Raw genomic sequence first — 17,105 nt, forward strand, 5'->3', positions numbered from 1 at the left:
CATCCCACTTCAGTAGCCTAAATCCAACATTGTTCTTTAGCTAAGGATGAGTCCTGCAGCCAGGGTCAGCATGACTGCTCCGGTCAGCCCTTCGATGCATTTCCATGCCAGCGGGCGGCCAAATACTCCAGCCAGCCGGGTGGCGCCAAAGCCCAGCGCGGTAAACCAGAGCAGGGAGGCGGTCATGGCGCCGGCCGAAAAGCCCAGGCGCTGGCCGTCCGGATAGCTGCCGCCGACCGAACCCAGCAGGACCACCGTATCCAGGTAGACATGCGGATTCAGCAGCGATAGGGCGACCACGCTGGCCAGCGCCTGGCGGGCGTCCGGCGTTGGCGCCGCCGCGTCAATGGCCAGTGACTTGGGCGTCAGCATCGATCGCCAGCTGCGCAATCCGTACCACAGCAGGAAAGCGGCGCCGCCCCAGCGCGCGGCGGCCAGCAGGAGCGGCGAACCCTGGATCATGGCGCCGGCGCCCGCCACGCCGAGCGCAATCAATATCACATCGATAACAATGCAGGCGGCCACCGTCAGCGCGACATGCTGGCGTTTAATGCCCATCCGCAGCACGTGCGCATTTTGCGCTCCGATTGCCATGATCAGGCTGGCACCCAGCCCTAATCCATTCACATAACTTTGCATTTTCCGCTCCCGTTGGTAGAGCCCAGATTCTGCCGGGGCTCGCCCGCAAAATGAAGCTGGATTAATATGATTCAATCTTCGTAAATTTCGCTAAAGGAGCGCTGCGCATGATTCCGGACCCAAAACAGGGGGAAGCGCTGTTGGCGGTGATCGATTCCGGCAGTTTTGAGGCGGCCGCGACGGCGCTGCATCTGACGCCCTCGGCGGTGTCGCAGCGGGTCAGCGGGCTGGAAGTGGCGCTGGGCACGCCCGTGCTGATACGCAGCCGGCCAATAAGGCTAACCAGTGCCGGCCAGCACCTGGTGCAATATCTGCGCCGCACGCGCTTAATGGAGCAGGAATTCCTGGCCGAATTAAAGGAAACGGAAGCGGCACCGCCGCGCATTGCGGTGGCGGTAAATAACGATACCTTGGGAACCTGGTTCCTGCCCGAGTTGAGCGGGTTCCTGAACCGCGAGAATATCCTGCTCGAAATAATCCTGGACGACCAGGACCATACTTACGCGCTATTTGAAAAGGGTCTGGTATTGGCCGGAGTATCAAGCGAGCCTGAACCCACGCGCGGTTGCCGTTCGCAGCATTTAGGCTATATGCGTTACCGCTTAATGGCGCGGCCCGAATTTGCGGCGCGCTGGTTCCCGGATGGTTTAAACCGTGAGGCGGCCCGCAAAGCGCCTGTCATGTTTTTCGACCGTAAAGACTCGCTGCAGAAAATCTTTATCGAGCGCGAGCTGGGTTTGCCGCTCGGCGCTTATCCGATCCAATATGTGCCGGCCAGCGATCCTTTTGTCGAGTCGATTCGGCTGGGAATGGGTTATGGCATGCTGCCGCGCCAGCAATATAAGTCGATGCTGGAATCGGGCGAATTGGTGGATTTGGCGCCGGGTAAATATCTGGATGTCCAATTGTATTGGCATTATTGGCGAATTCAATCGCCAAGACTGGTAATGCTCACTGAGGAGGTGCTTGCAGCTGCTGGGCGGGCGCTGGACCGCTAGACTGGCTGTTGGCGTGAACGCGCCAATAGTTGGCACGATTGGGGCGGGAAAAAGCCCGCGCGCGGCGGGCTTCCGTGGGGTCTGCGATTAATACATGTAGAACATGCGCTGCAGTTCTTTGGTATTGCTGGTTTTAGTCATGCCCAGCATCAGCAGAATACGGGCTTTTTGCGGGTTCAGGGTATCGGAAACCACGAAGTCCAATTCATCGTCATTGGCTTCGCCATTACGGGCGAGAATGCCTTGGCCTACACGGCTGGAACGGACGATAATTGTGCCGTTTTTGCGCGCCGCGACCAGATCCGGTTTTACTTTTGCGGCCAGGCTGCCATCGCCGGTACCGGCGTGAATAATACCTTTTGCGCCGGCGGCAATAAATGCGTTGAGCGCGACCGAATTCATATTGGCATAGCCATAAACAATATCAACTTGCGGCAGGGCGGTCAGGCTGGAAATATCGAATTCGGTTTCGACAGTATGTTTGCGGGTCGAAACACGATAGAAATGGGCTTTCGGGCCCTGCACATAACCCAGCATGCCCAATTCGGCGGTTTTAAATGCATCCGGGGTCGAGGTATTGGTTTTGGTGACGTCGCGTGCGCCGTGGATTTGATCGCCGAGGGCGACCATCACGCCTTTGCCAATAGCTTCGGCGCTGCCGGCAATTAATACGGCGTTATACAGGTTGATCGGACCGTCCGCCGACAGGGCGGTGGATGGGCGCATGGCGCCGACCAGCACCACCGGCTTGCGCGACTTGACCACCAGGTTCAGGAAATAGGCAGTCTCTTCCAGGGTATCGGTACCGTGGGTGATGACGATGCCGTCGACGTTCGGCTGGGCCAGCAGGACGTTGACGCGCTTGCCCAGGGTCAGCCAGTGTTCGTTGGTCATGCTTTCGGAGGCGATCTGGAATACTTGCTCGCCGGTAACGTTAGCCACCTTGCCCAGTTCCGGGACGGCATTGATCAGTTGCTGCACGCCGACCGTGGCGGCAGTGTAGCCGACCGTGGTGGTGGAGCTGGCGCCGGTGCCCGCGATGGTACCGCCAGTTGCCAGGATCATAACGTTTGGAAGTTTCTGCGCATGCACACTGAACGCCATCAGGAAGGCGAATAGTGCGAAGATGAATTGCGCGGGCTTGGAACGATGCATGCGATCTCCTTGGGGTGTTTTCGGGAATGTTGCGCATCTTACTAAATTCGGTGCAGTATTGTTATATCTTCTTCAAAGCCGGGGGGATGGTGGAGACTGATTCGCTCAGCCTCGCTGTCGTGATGCAGCGTAAGCCATTGAAGAGCACCTGGCAGCCTTTCCAGTGGCTGCCGGGGGAAGTCGTGCTGTCTCCGCTGCCGGCTGGTGAGCCGCGCTGCCTGCGCGACGATCCTTCCGAGACGCTGTGGCTATTCACCGGGCTTTCCATGCGGCTGTATTCCGATGAGGCGGAGGGGTATTTCCTGAACCTGGATTCGGGTGCGCCTTGCTGGTTTGTTATGTGGCGTCTCGAGGGCGAGCTAGCGGTGCCGCTGACTGTGACCCTGTCGTATAACGTGGCTGCCCGGCTGATGGATGGGGGCGAGCAGGTGGATACCTTGCCTTTGCCGGCGCCGATGGTGGAGCGGCTGGGTTCATTCGTGGCGGAGTTTTATCGGCCCGAGCCGAAGGGTAAGCGCCGGCGGCCCTCGTTTGAGGGCGGCGCTGCGGTTCAGCAGATGGCGCGCGAGGAGGGGATGGGGCGCCATGGCGGCTGAGACTTTCTTTGCGCGCTGGTCGCGGGTCAAGGCGGAAGCGGGGGCTGTGGCGCACGTTGCGCCGGCCGTGCCGATGGCGCCGGGTGCGTCGGGCGGCGATGAGCCGATGGCGCCGGCCGAGCCGCCGTCGCTGGAGCAGGTGGCGGGCCTCACCGCCGAATCAGACTTCACACCTTTCGTCGCGCGCGGTGTCGACGAGACCGTGCGCCGCGCGGCGATGAAAAAGCTATTCTCGGATCCTCGCTTCAATGTGATGGATGGCCTGGACACCTACATCGACGATTACAACAAGTTCGAACCACTGACGCCGCTGATGGTGGCAGCCCTCAACCACGCCAAGGACCTGATCGCCCGTGAATTCACGGCGGAAGAAGAGAATGAGCCAAAAGACGAGGATCTGTAACTGCAATCACACCATGCCGCTGGATGGCGCTGCAATCGGTGCGGCGCTGGAGTCGGGCCCGCTGCCTGTCGCCACCCAGCTATGCCGCCGCGAGGTCGGCCAATACCTGCAAACCCTGGAGGGCGGCGAACGCATCATCATCGGCTGCACGCAGGAGGAGCCGTTGTTCCGCGAAATGGCGGAGATGAAGGGGACGGTTGCGCCGCTGCGTTTCGTGAACCTGCGCGAGACCGGCGGCTGGAGCGCGGAGGCGCGCCACACGACGCCGAAGATGGCGGCCTTGCTGGCCGCCGCGCGCTTGCCGGATGCCGAGCCGGTGCCGGAGGTCGAGTACACGTCGGAAGGCCGCGTCCTGCTGCTTGGCCCGGCGCGGCGCGTGCTGGCGTGGGCCCGCAAGCTGGAGCGGCAGCTGCAGGTCAGCGTGCTGCTGACGGATGGCGCGGATGCGGTGCTTTCGGGCCATTCCTGGCCGGCCTTCAGCGGCAGCCAGCCGCGCGTACAGGGCTGGCTGGGTGCCTTCAAAGTGAGCTGGCAGCAGTCCAATGCCATCGATCTTGAGCTTTGCACGCGCTGCAATGCTTGCGTAAAAGCGTGCCCGGAAGGAGCCATCAGCCTGGCCTACCAGATCGATCTGAATGCCTGCAGTACGCATCGCGATTGCGTAGCGGCTTGTGGTGCGGTGGGGGCGATCGACTTCGAGCGCGTGGACACGGAACGCAGCGGGCAGTTCGACCTGGTATTCGATCTGCACGAAACGGCGCTGTTGCGGATGCATCAGCTGCCGCAGGGCTACTTTGCGCCGGGCGCGGACGAGGGCGCGGCGGCCTTGGCGGCGATGCAGATGCTGGAGCTGGTCGGCACGTTCGGCAAGCCGCGCTTTTTCCAGTACAAGGAAAGTATTTGCGCGCATAGCCGCAGCAGGCAGCAGGGCTGCAATGCCTGTATCGATATCTGCTCGGCGGAGGCGATTTCCAGCGTGGGCGACCATATCCAGGTGACGCCACAGCTGTGTGCGGGATGCGGGGCTTGTACGACGGTGTGCCCGTCGGGGGCGCTGACTTATGCGTGGCCGCGCGCTTCGGATCTCGGCGAGAAGGTGCGCACCATGCTGGCGGCCTATGCGCGTGCTGGCGGTGCGCGGCCGGCGTTGCTGCTGCACAGCGAAGAAGAGGGCGGTGCACTGGTGCGAGATCTGGGGCAGCTGGCTGCTGCCGGTGCTGCTCGTGGCGTGCCGGCGCGGGTGCTGCCGGTTGGGGTGCATCATGTGGCCTCGGTCGGGATGGATTTGTGGCTTGCCGCTGTCGCGTATGGCGCGGTGGATGTGGTTATGCTGGCGAGCGGTGCGGAGGCGCCTCAATACCTGGATGCGTTGGCGATGCAAATGACGTACGCGCGCGCCATCATCGAGGGACTTGGCTACGGCGGCATTTCGCTGCAGCTCCTGCACGCGCGCGACGCCGCGGAGCTTGACCGCGCACTTGAGCAATTCGCCGCCAGCCGCGCCACCTCGCCCGCCCACGACGCCGCACCAGGCAGCGCGGGGACGGGACTGTCGGGGGCGGCGATGCCGGCGGCGGGCTTCCACGTGGCGGCAGCGAAGCGGGAGACGCTGGACTTTGCGATCACGCACCTGGCGCGGCATGCGCCCACACCGCAGGACTGCATAACCCTCCCACCCGGTGCGCCGTTCGGGACGATCGAGATCGACAAGGACAAATGCACACTCTGCATGGCCTGTGTCGGCGCCTGTCCCGAGTCAGCGCTGACCGACAACCCGTCGACACCCCAGCTACGTTTCACCGAATCGAATTGCGTGCAATGCGGCCTGTGCGTCAGAACCTGCCCTGAGCAGGCGCTCGGCCTCACGCCGCGCCTGGTGCTGGGCGGGCAGGCAAAGCAGCCCCGCGTCATCAACGAAGCCCAGCCTTACCACTGCATCAAATGCCAAAAACCTTTCGGAACGCTTCAAATGGTGGAGAATATGGTTAACAAGCTCGCTGGTCACGGCGCCTTCGCCGCCAACCCTGACCGCCTGCGCATGTGCCCCGACTGCCGCGTGATCGACATGATGCAGCCGGAAAAAGAAGTCTCCATTTTTGAGGTAAAGCGTCGATGACTGAAGATGAAGAGTATGCGCGTTCCGAGCTGTATGGCCTGCTGTCGATGCTGTTCTATGGCCCGCCATCACAAGTCGTGCTGGACCTGATCACCGATGCGGCGATTGAAGGCGAGGGCGTGCTGGCCGACGCCTGGCGCGTACTGCAGCGTGCCAGCGGCAAGACCGACCAGGACCGCGCCAAGGACGAATACGAAACCCTGTTCATCGGCGTCGGCAAGCCGGACGTCATGCTGTATGGCTCCTATTACCTGTCCGGCTTCCTGATGGAGAAACCGCTGGCCGCCTTGCGTAGCGACCTGGCCCGCCTTGGACTGGAACGCTCCGAGCACCTGTCCGAAAGCGAAGACCATTTCGCCGCCCTGTGCGATGCAATGCGATTGCTGCATGGCAGCATAGCAACACAAAAGGAATTTTTTACCACTCATATCCAGCCCTGGGCGCGCCAGCTTTTCGAGGCAATCGACGCCCACCCCAAGGCAGCCTATTACCGCGCGGTCGGCAACCTGGCGCGCAACTTCGTGGAAGTGGAAACCCAGGCGTTCGATATGATTGGCGAATAATGCATCATTAAAATTTTTGTGCTAGTGTTAAAAGACTAACGGTTGTTGGCAAGGGAGACCGAGATGTCAACGCAATCCAAAACTGGAAGAAGGTCCTTTATCACTGGCCTTGGCACACTGGCCGCAGCCGGTGTGGCGGCAAAGATCGCCAGCAGCCCCCCAGAAACAGCCCCGCCTCCTGAACCGGAGCCGCCTCCCGGCCCCGGCTACCGCCTTACTGAACATATCCAGAAGTACTACCGCACCACCAAGATTTGAGTGGAGGGCACATCATGCTCCTGACACGTAAGGGACCGGCTGGTCCGCGTGGCGCTGGACGTTTGGCAGCTAGCCTCGAAGGCAGTCTGGCGCGCGCCATGCCGACCATGGACCGCCGCACATTCCTCAAACGCTCCGGTATCGGCGCAGGGCTCGGCCTGGCGCTGACGCAAACGCCGCTGATGCGCAAGGCGCAGGCCAAAGATCCCGCAGCTGCTGCGGGCGAAGGCAAGCAGGTGGTGCGGCGCACCGTCTGCACACACTGCTCGGTGGGCTGCGCGGTGGATGCCGTGGTGGAGAATGGCATCTGGATCCGCCAGGAACCGGTGTTCGATTCGCCCATCAACCTGGGCGCGCATTGCGCCAAAGGCGCGGCGCTGCGCGAACATGGGCACGGCGAATACCGGCTGAAATATCCGATGAAGCTGGTGAACGGCAAATACCAGCGCATCAGCTGGGACGTGGCCTTGCAGGAGATTTCGGCCAAAATGCTGGACCTGAAAAAGACCAGCGGCCCTGATTCAGTCTTCATCGTCGGGTCGTCCAAGCACAATAACGAGCAGGCGGCGCTGCTGCGCAAATTCGTCTCCTTCTTCGGTACCAATAACTGCGACCACCAGGCGCGCATCTGCCATTCGACCACCGTGGCGGGCGTGGCGAATACCTGGGGCTACGGCGCTATGACCAACAGCTACAACGATATGCAGAACGCCAAGGCGGCCATGTATATCGGTTCCAACGCGGCGGAGGCGCACCCGGTATCGATGCTGCACATGCTGCATTCGAAGGAGAACGGCTGCAAGATGATCGTGGTCGACCCGCGCTACACGCGTACGGCCGCCAAGTCGGACCAGTACATCCGCATCCGTTCCGGTTCCGACATCCCGTTCCTTTACGGGATGCTGTGGCATATCTTCAAGAACGGCTGGGAAGACAAGGAGTACATCGCCGCGCGCGTGTACGGCATGGACAAGATCCGAGAGGAAGTCGACAAATGGACGCCGGACAAGGTGGAGGAAGCCTGCGGCGTGCCGGAAGCCCAGGTGCTGCAGGCGGCGGAAACCATGGCCAAGAACCGTCCTTCGACCATCGTCTGGTGCATGGGCCAGACCCAGCACACCATCGGCAATGCGATCGTGCGCGCCTCGTGCATCCTGCAGCTGGCGCTCGGCAACGTAGGCAAGAGCGGCGGCGGCACCAATATCTTCCGTGGCCACGACAATGTGCAGGGCGCGACCGACGTCGGCCCCAATCCGGATTCGCTGCCGGCCTACTACGGCCTGGCAACCGGCGCCTGGAAGCACTGGTGCGCGGTGTGGGGCGTGGATTACGAGTGGGTCAAGAGCCAGTTCGCCTCGCAGGCGATGATGGAAAAATCCGGCACCACGGTATCGCGCTGGGTCGATGCGGTGCTGGAGAAGAATGAGCTGATCGACCAGGACAGCAACGTCAAGGCGGTCTTCTTCTGGGGCCATGCGCCGAACTCGCAAACGCGCGGCCTGGAAATGAAGAAGGCGATGGACAAGCTGGATATGCTGGTGGTGATCGATCCCTACCCATCCGCCACGGCGGCCATGGCGGCCATGAAAGTGGAGGGCCAGGAGGTCAATCCGAACCGCGCCGTCTACCTGCTGCCGGCGGCGACCCAGTTCGAGACTTCCGGCTCGGTGACCGCGTCCAACCGCTCGTTGCAGTGGCGCGAAAAGGTGATCGAACCGCTGTTCGAATCGCGCACCGACCACATGATCATGTACCAGCTGGCAGAGAAGCTGGGCTTCGCCAAGCAGCTGGTGGCGAAGATCAAGCTGGTGCCGGGCAAGGGCAATATGATGGAGCCCGAACCGGAAGACATGCTGCGCGAGATTAACCGTGGCAGCTGGACCATCGGCTACACCGGCCAGTCGCCGGAGCGCCTGAAGGCCCATATGCGCAATATGCATATGTTCGACGTGAAGACCTTGCGCTGCAAGGGCGGCAAGGACGCCGTAACGGGCTACGACCTGACGGGCGACTATTTCGGCCTGCCATGGCCATGCTACGGCACGCCCCAGCTCAAGCACCCGGGCTCCGCCAACCTGTACGACAACACGCGCCATGTGATGGATGGCGGCGGCAACTTCCGCGCGAATTTCGGCGTCGAGCGCGAAGGCGTCAACCTGCTGGCGGAAGACGGCTCGCATTCGCTGGGCGCCGACATCACGACCGGCTATCCGGAATTCGACCATATGCTGCTGAAGAAGCTGGGCTGGTGGGATGAGCTGACCGATGCCGAAAAGGCCGCTGCGGAGGGCAAGAACTGGAAGACCGACCTGTCCGGCGGCATCCAGCGCGTCTGCATGAAGGTGCATGGCGTGCATCCGTTCGGCAACGCCAAGGCGCGCGCGGTGGTGTGGAACTTCCCCGACCCGGTGCCGCTGCACCGCGAGCCCTTGTTTGGTACGCGGCCCGACCTGGTGGCCAAGTACCCGACGCACGACGACAAGAAGGCCTTCTGGCGCATGCCCACGCTGTACAAGACGGTGCAGCAGAAGGCGCTCGACGATGGGCTGGCGAAGAAATTCCCGATCATCCTGACCTCCGGCCGGCTGGTGGAGTACGAGGGCGGCGGCGAGGAAACGCGTTCCAACCCCTGGCTGGCGGAGCTGCAGCAAGAGAACTTTGTCGAGATCAATCCGGCGGCGGCTTCCGAGCGCGGCATCCGCAATGGCGACTATGTCGTGGTGTCGACGCCGACCGGCGCGCGCATCAAGGTGCGGGCGCTGGTGACGCAGCGCGTCGGACCGGATACGGCCTTCATTCCATTCCACTTCTCCGGCTGGTGGCAGGGCAAGGACATGCTGGAGTTTTACCCGGAGGGTGCGGCGCCTCTGGTGCGCGGCGAGGCGGTCAACACCGCCACCACCTACGGCTACGACTCGGTCACCATGATGCAGGAGACCAAGACCACCATCTGCAATATCGAACGCTTCGCGGGCTGAGGAGATTGCCATGGCACGGATGAAATTCATATGCGACACGGAGCGCTGCATTGAGTGCAATGCCTGTGCGACGGCGTGCAAGAACGAGCATGAGGTGCCGTGGGGCGTGAACCGGCGGCGGGTGGTGACCATCAATGACGGCGTGATCGGGCAGGAGAAGTCGGTCTCGGTGGCGTGCATGCATTGTTCGGATGCGCCATGCATGGCGGTGTGCCCGGTCGATTGCTTCTACCGCACCGAGGAGGGCGTGGTCCTGCATAACAAGGACGCCTGCATCGGCTGCGGCTACTGCTCTTATGCCTGCCCGTTCGGCGCGCCGCAGTTCCCGTCCAATGGGACTTTTGGCTTGCGCGGCAAGATGGACAAGTGCACCTTCTGCGCAGGCGGGCCGGAGGAGAATGGCTCGCAGGCGGAGTTCGAGAAGTATGGCCGCAACCGGCTGGCCGAGGGCAAGCTGCCGGCCTGCGCGGAAATGTGTTCGACCAAGGCGCTGCTGGGCGGCGATGGCGATGTGGTGGCGGATATCTTCCGTACCCGTGTTGTTACGCGCGGCAAGGGCAGTGAAGTTTGGGGCTGGGGAACTGCTTACGGCAAGCCGGAGGCTAAATCATGAAGACGATTCTGGTGGCGTTGGCGCTGCTGGCGCTGGCCGGCTGCGGCGAAGTGTCGCAGTCGAAGCAGGGCAGTGCGGTTAATCGCGGCGATGAGCCGGCCTATATGGGCGCGCGCAACGCGCAGGTGGCCAAGGGGTGGGCGCCGGGCGACAAGGCGGCCTGGGACCGCCAGGTGCGCGAGCGCGGGCAGTTGCAGAACGAGTATCCACGGACCAACCGTTAGGAGGCTTGCCATGAAAAGATGGTTGGCAATGCTGGCCGTGGCGCTTGCCGCCAGCGCGGCGCTCGCCGCCGACGCGCCACCGCCGCCGCGCGAACAGGGCGCCGCAAAGGCAGCATCGACGGGCCCCGCGGCGGTGGGGCCGGGCACCGCTGCGCCGCGCGTCGAATCGGTCGACATCCTGAACCAAAACCAGGCCGAGCGCACACGCGACCAGCCAGGCAATGCGGCGCCGGTATGGCGTAAGGTGGTGGCGGGCGAGGCGCATTACAGCAGCCTGCCTTATCCCGAATCCGGCGTCCTGATCCAGCCCAAGGCCCAGTTGCCGGGCCAGGCCACGCCCACCACGGCCGGCGAAGCATGGCGCCGCTTCCGCAACGGCCCGATGATGAGCATCGGCGGCTGGCTGATCCTTGGCGTGGCCGCTATCCTGGCAGCGTTCTACTTCATCAGCGGACCGATCAAAGTGCACTCGCCGCCCACCGGCCGCAAGATCCAGCGCTTTACGCCGCTGGAGCGCTTCGTGCACTGGACTACCGCCATCACCTTCGTGCTGCTGGCCATCTCCGGCCTATGTATGATGTTCGGCAAATTCGTGCTGATGCCCATCCTCGGCCACACCCTGTTCGGCTACCTGACCTACGTCCTGAAAACCATCCACAACTTCGTCGGCCCCCTGTTCACGGTATCGATCGTGGTTACCTTCATCGTCTACGTGAAAGACAACTTCCCCATTGCAGCCGACATCAAATGGCTGGCGCGCCTTGGCCGCCACCACCCGCCGGCAGGCCGTTTCAATGCCGGCGAAAAGCTGTGGTTCTGGGGCGGCGTCACCTTCCTTGGACTGGCCGCCAGCGCCTCCGGCTTCGTGCTCGACAAGCTGGTGCCCAACCTGGAATACACACGCTTCATGATGCAGGGCGCCAACCTGCTGCACATTAGCGCCACGGTGCTGATGATGGCCTTTGCCTTAGGCCACATCTACCTCGGCACCATCGGCATGCAAGGCGCATACGACGCCATGCGCGAAGGCTATGTGGACGACGCCTGGGCGCGCGAACACCACAATATCTGGTACCAGCAAGTGGAAGAAGGCAAGATCCCACGCATCCGCGCGCCGGAGCACGACGGCCAGACAGTGCCGCCGCCCGCGCCAAAGACGGTATAAGGAGCACGCCAAATGAAGACACGCCACATCGCACTGATGCTGCTGGCAGCAGCCAGTGCCGCGCACGCCAAGCTGCCGGCACCGACGGAAGAACAGAAAGCCGCCGCAGCTGCCGCTAAAGACAAGCAGGCCTGGACCGATAAAGTCTCGGCCTACAAACTGTGTCTCGCGCAGGATCGTGTGGCGGCCTACTATTTCAAAGTCAAAGGAGGCGGCGGCAAGCCATCGGCAATGCTGCCGCCATGCAGCGACCCTGGGCCTTATGTCGCCCAGGTGGCCGCCACCAAGGAGGTAGGTGTGGCGGACTCAAAGCCGGTTCCAGAGGCCGGCAAGAAGAAAAACTAAAGCATGGAAAAACCCGCCGAAGCGGGTTTGCATCAGAGGAGGGCGCAGCTTAACCCAGCTTGTCGTTGGATTTGCGACGGGAAGCCAGGCCGAGCAGGCCAACGCCTACCAGCAGCATCGCATAGGTAGCCGGTTCCGGAATCGGAGCGGCCAGGTTCAGGTTACCAGCATAGGAACCGCCCATACCTGCAATGGCAGTGCCGCCAGTGACCGTGAAGCCATAATTACCAGACAATAGGGAATCCATTGGGTAGAACTCAATCCCTTCGGAGGTGCTGAACACCGTGCCCAGGTTGGAATGGCTGTCGTCGGCTTCGACTTTGAAGAACTGGATGCCGGTAATGCCGTAATTTGCCAGGCGGGCTGCGTCGATCCAGGTCTTGCCCACGACGACGGTGCCGCTGGCATAGCTGGCATTGGTGTCGACCGAGAACAGATAAGTATCGATATAGTCGCCAGGCGTTGCGTGCAGTGCCCCGAAAATGGCATTACCTGCAGCATCGAAGGTCAAGGTCGTCTGCGCCATCGCGCCCGAGCTGGCGAACAGCCCAGCGGACAGCATCAGTGTGCCGGCTACCTTGCTAAAAAACGCTTTCTTCATGTTAATACCCCTTGAGTAGTGTTGTTGTGAAGGTGAAGCGGTGCTTTGTCAGCGCGCAAGAGATTGCCCGGTTACATCGTCAGTGGCCTGCTGAAAACATAACCTTTCCTGCTTGCTAACGTTGACCAATATATCCCACTGCTTTTCGCGAATACTTCATTAGTGAAGTGTGTATGTTTTCAAGCGAACAGAGGGCTGTCGGGTCTGCGGGGCACTGTCCAAATCGCGAAAAACTTCAAGCAGATTTTTTTTGAGTGCTCGAGTCCGCCGGGGGCGGAAGACACATTTCGTAGTCCGATTCCGACATTGGCAAGAGCCGAACTGACGGGGGATTTGTACGCAAACGCACCGTTTGGAAATCCCACGCAGCCATAAGATGGAACTGTGATCGACGCGCCCTGCATGCGAAGAAGACTTGAAGCATGGGCCGTCCATCAGGCCAGCCGGTCGCCAGAGCACCGGCACCAATACAGAATACGGAGGCCTATCATGACCCAGTCGAATCACCCATCCAAGTATGTGGTGCGAGAGTATCTCGAGCGCCGATCGCAGGAAGTCAAGCCCCCCCCTTCGCCAGAGGAGATTCGCCGCCAGTTGGGTTGGGGCTTGATGCTGTTCGAACCGAAGATGGAAAGCGGCCGCTAGGCCTCCGTACCACCACTTGCCCGCTGCTTGCAGCGGGTTTTTTTTCGTCGTTCGTCGAAATTTTCGCCATTCACCGAGCCGCCACCGCCATTCACCGAAAAGCCGTTTCGCCGACGCCCGCGCCCCGATAAAGTTCACCCATCCAATCAACGGGGAGCAAGAAAATGGAACAATCGATGCGTAGCCGCCGCCAACTGCTGTGGGGCGTGATCTTCATGGTAGTGGGCGTGCTGTTCCTGAGCGATCTCGATATGCCGCCGATCGGGCAGCTATGGCGCTACTGGCCATTCCTGGTCATGATTTTCGGCGCCGCCAAACTGATCCCGCCAACCGCCCCGAAACATGTGCTGGATGGCTTGTGCCAAATCGCCTTTGCAGGCTGGTTCTACGTCTCGTTTGAACGCCTGTGGGGCCTGAACTTCCACAACAGCTGGCCGATCCTGGTCATCATCGCCGGCATCAGCATGCTGATGCAGCCAGTTGTGTTTAAAATCACCGCCAAGAAAGAGGAGAAATAATAATGCGACGTAGTAACCGCGAACGTAATACCGCCACCCAGATGTTCATCGGCGGCGCCGTGATCCTGGCCGGCTTCCTGTTCCTGATCGATAACCTGGGCTGGATCGACCTTGAGATGCACGTGCATTTCTGGCCCTTCGTGATCATGGTGATGGGCGCCTCCACCCTGGCGCAAGCGCCGCGCCGTGGCAGCGGTTCCGCCATCGCCGGTATCGTCATGCTGGGCTTTGGCCTGCTGTCGCTGCTCAAGGGCATGGGCCTGATCTATATCAGCTGGAAGGTGATCTTCCCGATCGGGATCATCGCAGCGGGCTTGATGATGGTGCTGCGCGCCCGCCGCCGTAGTGCTTCCTCGTCGACTGTCGATGCGATGGCCGATGTCGACAATCCAGACCGCTCCGCCATGTTCTGTGTATCGGAAGGTGAAAGCAGCGAACGCATTCTGGACCTGACTGCTGTCCTCGGCGGCTTCCAGCGCAAGGTGACCACCCAGGACTTCCGCGGCGGCGATATCACCACCGTCATGGGCGGCGTGGACCTGGACATGCGCACCGCATCGCTGAACGGCACCGCCGTGGTGAACGTGTTTGCGCTGATGGGGGGCATCTCGATCAAGGTGCCGACCGACTGGACGGTGGAACTGGAAGGCACGCCTATCCTGGGCGGCTTCGACGAGAAGACCATGCAGCCGAAGGACGCCAGCAAGCGCCTGGTGGTACGCGGCACCGCCATCATGGGCGGCGTGGAAATCCGTAACTGATGCAGCGCGTTTTGACCAGCCGCAGCGGCGTCCTGCTGTACCTGACGGTGTGGCTGCTGCTGGGGATCGTCCTGGGCGGTGCGGTGTCCGCCCTGGGCGATGTGCCTATGCTTCCGGCGATGTTGTTCGCCATTCCCGCGACCTTGCTGTTTTCGGTGGCCGGCGGTTTTTCCGCCTACTACATGTGCAAGGCCAACCCGCTGCGCGAACGCAGCCCGGCGGTGATCATGGTGTCGACGCTGACGGCTGCGATGTTTGCGGGTTTCTTCTGGGTCTTCATGATGGGCATGTGGAATGGCGCCGCCGAAGCGTTCGGAACGCCGGGCTTCGCAGCGCGCCCTCAGCTGATGGCCCTGTTGTTCTGCCTCGGCGCCATGATGTACGGCCTGCTGGCGGCCTTGAATTACCTGTACGCCGAGTTTGTCCGGGCCCGCCAGGCGGAGCAGCGCGAGCTGGAATCGAAACTGGCGGCACGCAACGCGGAGCTGCGCATGCTGCGTACCCAGATCGACCCGCACTTCCTGTTCAACAGCCTGAACTCGATCAGCGCACTGACTTCGATCGACGCCAAACGGGCGCGCGATATGACGCAGCGCTTGTCGGACTTCTTCCGCCAAAGCCTGGGCATCGAAGCGCAGGGCAAGATTACGCTGGAAGAGGAAGTGCGCCTGATCGGCAATTTCCTCGCGGTGGAGAAAGTGCGGTTCGGCGCGCGGCTCGGGGTGGAGCAGGAGGTGGACGAGGCGGCGCTGAAATGCCTGCTGCCGCCCATGATCTTGCAGCCGCTGGTGGAGAACGCCGTCAAGCACGGCATCGGCGGCCTGCCCGAAGGCGGCATGGTGCGGATCGATGCGCAGCGCGAAGCGTCGCTGCTCAAGATCAGCGTGGAAAACGATACAGACCCGGACACGCCGCCCCGCAAGGGCAATGGCATTGGCCTGGTCAATGTGCGGGAGCGGCTGGCGGCGGCATACGGCCACCAGGCCAGCGTGCACTGCACACATGAAAACAATAAATACCGGGTGGCCCTGACGCTGCCCGTAGAGACGAAGGAGTCCTGAACCATGCGCGTCATCATTGTCGATGATGAGGAATTGGCCCGCGGCGTCATGCGCGAATACTTGCGCGCCCACCCCGATGTGGAAGTCGTGGCCGAATGCGCCAACGGTTTCGAAGCCGTGAAGGCGATTGCCGAAATGGAGCCCGACGTGGTGTTCCTCGACATCCAGATGCCCAAGCTCGACGGCTTTGAGGTGGTGGAACTGGCCGGCAGCAAGCCGCATTATGTGTTCGCCACGGCATACGACCAGTATGCGCTGAAGGCGTTCGAGGTCCACGCGATCGATTACCTGCTCAAGCCTTTCCCACAGGAGCGGCTGGACCAGGCGGTAGCGCACGTGCGCCAGCGTGTAGGCGGCGCGGCGCGGCCGGCAGTGACCCAAATGGCGGCCGAAGCGGCGGTACGCAATGGCCCGCTGGAACGCATCCTGATCCGCGACGGCTCACGCGTGCACGTGATTGCGGCCGAGCGCATCGACTCGATCGAAGCGCAGGATGATTACGTCGAGATCCAGGCCGAGGGCAAGCCTTACCTGAAGAACCAGCGCTTGTCCGAACTGGAAGAGCAGCTCGACCCGACCCGCTTCGTGCGCCTGCACCGCTCGTGGATCGTGAATATCGAACGCATCGAGCGCATCGAACAAGCCACCAAGGATAGCCATTGCGCGGTGCTGAAAGACGGCCGCAAGATCCCCGTCAGCCGCAGTGGCTATCAGAAAGTAAAGGGGCTGTGAGAATGTGAGAGGAATGGAGGGGGGGCCTGTCCGTTATGCTGTCGAGATGAAACGCTCCACCTTCCTCATGTTGATGCTGGCAGCCGTGCCAGCGCACGCCCCCGCTGCGTCAGCGGGCGGCGACGACTGGCGCGAGCGTGAACGCGAATCGCGGGTACGCCTGGTCAAGCGCGAACAGGATGAACGGCGCGAGGCTGCTGCCGAAGCGGCACGGGCAGCGCGCACGCCCTACAACCCCAGCATGCACAAGTCGGACAAACCGATGACCGACGACGAAGTCTGCACGCGCGACGCGCAGCAGATTGCATATTCCGAAAAGGCCAAACGCCTGGCCTTCAACCGCGGCGCTGCCGGTAGCACCGTGGCCAGCGAAGAAGAAACCCGTGAAATCGTCCGCCAGCGCAAGGAAAACCACGCGCTGCTCTGCGGTCCCAACCAGCGCCGCCGGTGAAGTGCTTTTAGAATATCCCCGCCATCCTGGCCATCAAGCCAACGATCGCCGCACCATAGGTCACGCCCAGGCCAATTAACCAGCGCGTATTCCTTGACATCTCCTGGCGCAATTCGGCGAAACCGCGGTCCATGTGGTCACGCAATCGCACCTGTTCGGCCAAAATCTGCCGCCATTGTTCTCGTAGGAAATCCACCTCAGCCTCCAACTTTGCAATTCGCTCACCGTGATCCATAAGTCCTCCGCGCAGTGCCGAAGCTATACTGTGTGGAGACGCGCCACG

20 protein-coding genes are annotated in these 17,105 nt (G+C 61.9%); 16 read left to right on the forward strand and 4 right to left on the reverse strand.

All coding sequences use genetic code 11. The features are described 5' to 3' along the window. Window positions 1–36: 36 nt before the first annotated feature. A complete protein-coding gene (locus AAHE99_RS15095; RefSeq protein ID WP_342118174.1) occupies window positions 37–639 on the reverse strand; it encodes a LysE/ArgO family amino acid transporter in 603 nt (200 codons plus the stop codon). 107 nt (window positions 640–746) lie between these two features. On the opposite strand from AAHE99_RS15095, the gene AAHE99_RS15100 reads away from it, so the two are divergent. Beyond that, the gene (locus AAHE99_RS15100) at window positions 747–1,637 is read left to right on the forward strand and encodes a LysR family transcriptional regulator ArgP (protein WP_342118175.1); all 891 of its coding nucleotides are present in this window, start codon (window positions 747–749) and stop codon (window positions 1,635–1,637) included. 87 nt (window positions 1,638–1,724) lie between these two features. Here the strand turns inward: AAHE99_RS15100 and AAHE99_RS15105 are convergent, their stop codons facing one another. Beyond that, window positions 1,725–2,741: a type II asparaginase gene (locus AAHE99_RS15105; protein ID WP_342118256.1), complete on the reverse strand. Its 1,017-nt coding sequence runs from the start codon at window positions 2,739–2,741 to the stop codon at window positions 1,725–1,727. Between the two features lie 137 nt (window positions 2,742–2,878). Here AAHE99_RS15105 and AAHE99_RS15110 point away from each other — a divergent pair, with 137 nt between their 5' ends. From AAHE99_RS15110 to AAHE99_RS15150, 9 genes are all read left to right on the forward strand, one after another. After that, window positions 2,879–3,388, forward strand: a complete 510-nt coding sequence (locus AAHE99_RS15110) for a DUF3305 domain-containing protein (RefSeq protein ID WP_342118176.1) — start codon at window positions 2,879–2,881, stop codon at window positions 3,386–3,388. Further along, on the forward strand, window positions 3,378–3,791 hold the full coding sequence (locus AAHE99_RS15115; RefSeq protein WP_342118177.1) for a DUF3306 domain-containing protein: 414 nt from the start codon (window positions 3,378–3,380) through the stop codon (window positions 3,789–3,791). Before AAHE99_RS15110 ends, AAHE99_RS15115 begins: the two co-directional genes overlap by 11 nt. Further along, the gene (locus AAHE99_RS15120) at window positions 3,766–5,907 is read left to right on the forward strand and encodes a 4Fe-4S binding protein (protein WP_342118178.1); all 2,142 of its coding nucleotides are present in this window, start codon (window positions 3,766–3,768) and stop codon (window positions 5,905–5,907) included. Before AAHE99_RS15115 ends, AAHE99_RS15120 begins: the two co-directional genes overlap by 26 nt. After that, on the forward strand, window positions 5,904–6,470 hold the full coding sequence (locus AAHE99_RS15125; protein ID WP_342118179.1) for a TorD/DmsD family molecular chaperone: 567 nt from the start codon (window positions 5,904–5,906) through the stop codon (window positions 6,468–6,470). The genes AAHE99_RS15120 and AAHE99_RS15125 overlap by 4 nt, the downstream gene beginning before the upstream one ends. 272 nt (window positions 6,471–6,742) lie before the next feature. Beyond that, window positions 6,743–9,706 carry a formate dehydrogenase subunit alpha gene (locus AAHE99_RS15130; protein WP_342118180.1) on the forward strand — a complete coding sequence of 988 codons (2,964 nt, stop codon included), beginning with the start codon at window positions 6,743–6,745 and terminating at the stop codon, window positions 9,704–9,706. A 10-nt stretch (window positions 9,707–9,716) separates the two neighbouring features. Beyond that, window positions 9,717–10,319 carry a formate dehydrogenase FDH3 subunit beta gene (fdh3B, locus tag AAHE99_RS15135; RefSeq protein ID WP_342118181.1) on the forward strand — a complete coding sequence of 201 codons (603 nt, stop codon included), beginning with the start codon at window positions 9,717–9,719 and terminating at the stop codon, window positions 10,317–10,319. Continuing rightward, entirely contained in the window at window positions 10,316–10,543 is a 228-nt protein-coding gene (locus AAHE99_RS15140) for a hypothetical protein (RefSeq protein ID WP_342118182.1), read from the forward strand. Before fdh3B ends, AAHE99_RS15140 begins: the two co-directional genes overlap by 4 nt. A 10-nt stretch (window positions 10,544–10,553) precedes the next feature. Further along, entirely contained in the window at window positions 10,554–11,708 is a 1,155-nt protein-coding gene (locus tag AAHE99_RS15145; RefSeq protein WP_342118183.1) for a formate dehydrogenase subunit gamma, read from the forward strand. Window positions 11,709–11,720: 12 nt separating this feature from the next. Further along, on the forward strand, window positions 11,721–12,053 hold the full coding sequence (locus AAHE99_RS15150; protein ID WP_342118184.1) for a hypothetical protein: 333 nt from the start codon (window positions 11,721–11,723) through the stop codon (window positions 12,051–12,053). Between the two features lie 49 nt (window positions 12,054–12,102). Here the strand turns inward: AAHE99_RS15150 and AAHE99_RS15155 are convergent, their stop codons facing one another. Continuing rightward, on the reverse strand, window positions 12,103–12,654 hold the full coding sequence (locus tag AAHE99_RS15155) for an FxDxF family PEP-CTERM protein (RefSeq protein WP_342118185.1): 552 nt from the start codon (window positions 12,652–12,654) through the stop codon (window positions 12,103–12,105). 489 nt (window positions 12,655–13,143) lie between these two features. Here AAHE99_RS15155 and AAHE99_RS15160 point away from each other — a divergent pair, with 489 nt between their 5' ends. The 6 genes from AAHE99_RS15160 to AAHE99_RS15185 all read left to right on the forward strand — a co-directional run bounded on the left by AAHE99_RS15160 (window position 13,144) and on the right by AAHE99_RS15185 (window position 16,822). Beyond that, on the forward strand, window positions 13,144–13,299 hold the full coding sequence (locus AAHE99_RS15160; RefSeq protein ID WP_342118186.1) for a hypothetical protein: 156 nt from the start codon (window positions 13,144–13,146) through the stop codon (window positions 13,297–13,299). 164 nt (window positions 13,300–13,463) lie between these two features. Next, a complete protein-coding gene (locus AAHE99_RS15165; RefSeq protein ID WP_342118188.1) occupies window positions 13,464–13,817 on the forward strand; it encodes a LiaF transmembrane domain-containing protein in 354 nt (117 codons plus the stop codon). 2 nt (window positions 13,818–13,819) lie between these two features. Beyond that, complete coding sequence (locus AAHE99_RS15170; RefSeq protein ID WP_342118189.1) at window positions 13,820–14,578, forward strand: LiaF transmembrane domain-containing protein; 759 nt, start codon at window positions 13,820–13,822, stop codon at window positions 14,576–14,578. After that, entirely contained in the window at window positions 14,578–15,639 is a 1,062-nt protein-coding gene (locus AAHE99_RS15175; RefSeq protein ID WP_342118190.1) for a sensor histidine kinase, read from the forward strand. Before AAHE99_RS15170 ends, AAHE99_RS15175 begins: the two co-directional genes overlap by 1 nt. A 3-nt stretch (window positions 15,640–15,642) precedes the next feature. Beyond that, the gene (locus tag AAHE99_RS15180) at window positions 15,643–16,371 is read left to right on the forward strand and encodes a LytR/AlgR family response regulator transcription factor (protein ID WP_342118191.1); all 729 of its coding nucleotides are present in this window, start codon (window positions 15,643–15,645) and stop codon (window positions 16,369–16,371) included. Window positions 16,372–16,417: 46 nt separating this feature from the next. Further along, the gene (locus AAHE99_RS15185; RefSeq protein WP_342118192.1) at window positions 16,418–16,822 is read left to right on the forward strand and encodes a hypothetical protein; all 405 of its coding nucleotides are present in this window, start codon (window positions 16,418–16,420) and stop codon (window positions 16,820–16,822) included. 7 nt (window positions 16,823–16,829) lie between these two features. On the opposite strand, the gene AAHE99_RS15190 is transcribed toward AAHE99_RS15185, so the two are convergent. Continuing rightward, the gene (locus AAHE99_RS15190; RefSeq protein ID WP_342118193.1) at window positions 16,830–17,057 is read right to left on the reverse strand and encodes a hypothetical protein; all 228 of its coding nucleotides are present in this window, start codon (window positions 17,055–17,057) and stop codon (window positions 16,830–16,832) included. Between the last annotated feature and the right edge of the window lie 48 nt (window positions 17,058–17,105).

Source organism: Pseudoduganella sp. OTU4001 (genome assembly GCF_038440195.1).
GTDB lineage: Bacteria > Pseudomonadota > Gammaproteobacteria > Burkholderiales > Burkholderiaceae_D > Rugamonas.